Source organism: Novosphingobium sp. MBES04 (assembly GCF_000813185.1).
GTDB lineage: Bacteria > Pseudomonadota > Alphaproteobacteria > Sphingomonadales > Sphingomonadaceae > Novosphingobium > Novosphingobium decolorationis.
The window spans coordinates 1,824,769-1,827,143 of record NZ_DF850489.1; the positions used below are offsets into that span (position 1 = coordinate 1,824,769).

Sequence of the window (2,375 nt, forward strand, 5' to 3'; positions counted from 1 at the left end):
GAGAAGACTGTCGGCTATCCGATGGTTGCGGTTCGTGGACCGAAGTAGATGATAGCTGCGCCAATGAGGCAAACAGCTGCCCCCAGCAGGTCCCAGCGATCCGGTTTAGCATCTTCTACAAGCCACAGCCAAAGAACGGCGGATGCGATATAGACTCCGCCATAGGCGGCATAAGACCGCCCAGCCTGATCCGATGTGGGCAGCGTTAACAAGTAGGCAAACAGACATAGCGAGAGGATGCCGGGGGCGATCCACACAGGAGATTTTCCCAGTCGGAGCCAGGCCCAGAAGGCGAAGCATCCCGCGATTTCAGCCAGTGCGGCCCCAAGAAAAGCAAAGGCGCTCATGTCTTTGACATGGCAGGAGAAGCGGACGGCGGCAATCGCACACGCGCGAATAACCTTTCTCACTTACGAGGATTCAGGAATCGACGGATCGAGATAAGTGCGCAGCGGTCATTTCTGCCGCCGCCCCTTCTTGTTTTCGAACAGGCCTCCAATCCCGCTTCCCGGAGCTGACGGGGGGCTATCTGGAGTTATCAGACCCAACATACCAAAAAGACTGATCGCCTTAGTTGCGCCGAGGCGGCTCCTCGATCGCCAATCGCTTTGCTGTTTTCAACGTCTGGATGACGAAGAACGCTATCAGCAATGCACCGATTGCGCCGACAATCAGGTCAAACCAAGTCAGGATGCCCAGAAGGATCGGCTGTGATCCGGCAGCAATCATCGCCAGCGTGAGCACGATCAGGAGCACCCGGAGTTCGGTAGGCCCTGCATAGGCATAGGACAGCTTCATTTCGTCCAGCACCCGAACGAGCAGGAAGGCGTGGATCGAAAGAAGGAGATAGCCCGCCAGCGCTACCAGCGCGACTTCTAGCTGGACGTAACGACTGAGGCCGATGCCCACGACGACCAGCGTGGTTGCAAGACCATCGCAGCTATGGTCGAGGAAGTATCCGTAGCGCGGCCTCTCGATCTTCCGATAGCGGGCCAGACTTCCGTCCATCGAGTCGCCGAACCAATGGATGAAATATCCGGCGATGGAAATCCACAGCCAGCCATCGCCGAGATTGCTCAAGATATATCCGCTGAAGATTACGAATGCCCCGAACATCCCGATCGCGGTCAGGATATCGGGTACCATCCAGCGCGGCATGCACGCGCAAAGCCGATTGAGGAGCTGGCGTTCTGCGCGCGCGAGCAGGTTCTCCTGAATGCGATCGATGGGGCCGGCGTTCATGTTTTTCGGTTTCGACACAGGTGTTCCTGTCATTCTTGGGCACCGTGGCCCGCACATGTCCAGGCCGAAGGGGGGATCACGACAGGCTTGCAGTCTTGACGCTTCACCTCGGTGCGAGGAGGCAAATAGGGCCTGTCAAAAGGTTGAAATGATCAACCAAGCGATGTTGCTCCCAATGGCCCTTAGTCCTGGTCGGACAGGGCGGCAACCGGATCGTTGGCACTGGCCCAGGCTCAATGTCCGAGCCCGACACGATTTGCAAGCCGGGCCGACAAGCGCCATTGAGCGCGGATCGAAATAATCGGAATTGGCATGCCAGTCAGCTTGACCCAACAGATCTACAGCTCCGACGTTCTCGCATCGATCGCTCTGATCGCCATCCTTTCGCTGGTGCGTTTCGTGTTCGCAAGGGGCTTGCGCCGCAGAGAAGATCTGACGCAGCAGGTAATCCGGCGCTGGTCGGCGAATGCACGCAACGTCCTGCTGCTCGTCGGCCTGATCGGCCTTGTCATGATCTGGGCTCCGCAATTGAGAACCTTCGCACTCTCCCTGACCGCGTTTGCCGTGGCCATGGTTGTCGCCATGAAGGAGTTGATCCTGTGTCTTTCAGGGTCAGCCCTGCGGACTTTGACGCGCGCCTTTTCGGTGGGAGACTACATCGAGCTAGGTGGTATCCGGGGCGAAGTCCTTGACCACAACCTGATCGCTTCCCGTTTGATGGAAATGGACCGGCGAGAAGGCTCCCTCATCCATACCGGGCGTGAAGTGATTGTCCCGCACAGTCTCCTGTTCGGCGCGCCACTGCGGGTGGAAGCGGCCGTCACGGGCAAAGCGTGCCATACGATTCTGTTGACCTTCGAACCCCATAGCAATCTGTTCGCGGCGCGCAGCGAAATCCGGGACTGTGTCATTTCGGCCCTGGCGCCCACCGCTGCGTCCAAGACTAACGGCTTGCACAGCGCTGCAACCAAGACACCAGACCCCAATGAAATCGAAGTTTCCTTGAGCACCAGCGATATTGGCAAGTATCGCATCGAGGTCCGCTTCCCTATCCACCCGGAACTGGCGCGCTCCGCAGAGCAGGCCGTCATCTGCGCAATTGGCAACCTGATCCACAATCTGCGAGAGAGCGG

General features: G+C 58.2%; 3 protein-coding genes. 1 reads left to right on the top strand and 2 read right to left on the bottom strand.

What is annotated here, in order from left to right:
- Positions 1 to 14: 14 nt before the first annotated feature.
- Both MBENS4_RS24985 and MBENS4_RS22000 read right to left on the bottom strand, forming a co-directional pair.
- Positions 15 to 347: a YnfA family protein gene (locus MBENS4_RS24985; protein WP_084592288.1), complete on the bottom strand. Its 333-nt coding sequence runs from the start codon at positions 345 to 347 to the stop codon at positions 15 to 17.
- 223 nt (positions 348 to 570) lie between these two features.
- Positions 571 to 1,242, bottom strand: a complete 672-nt coding sequence (locus MBENS4_RS22000) for a CDP-alcohol phosphatidyltransferase family protein (RefSeq protein WP_144401031.1) — start codon at positions 1,240 to 1,242, stop codon at positions 571 to 573.
- Between the two features lie 324 nt (positions 1,243 to 1,566).
- On the opposite strand from MBENS4_RS22000, the gene MBENS4_RS24440 reads away from it, so the two are divergent.
- The coding region (locus MBENS4_RS24440; RefSeq protein ID WP_159108119.1) for a mechanosensitive ion channel domain-containing protein at positions 1,567 to 2,375 on the top strand (809 nt) is incomplete at its 3' end.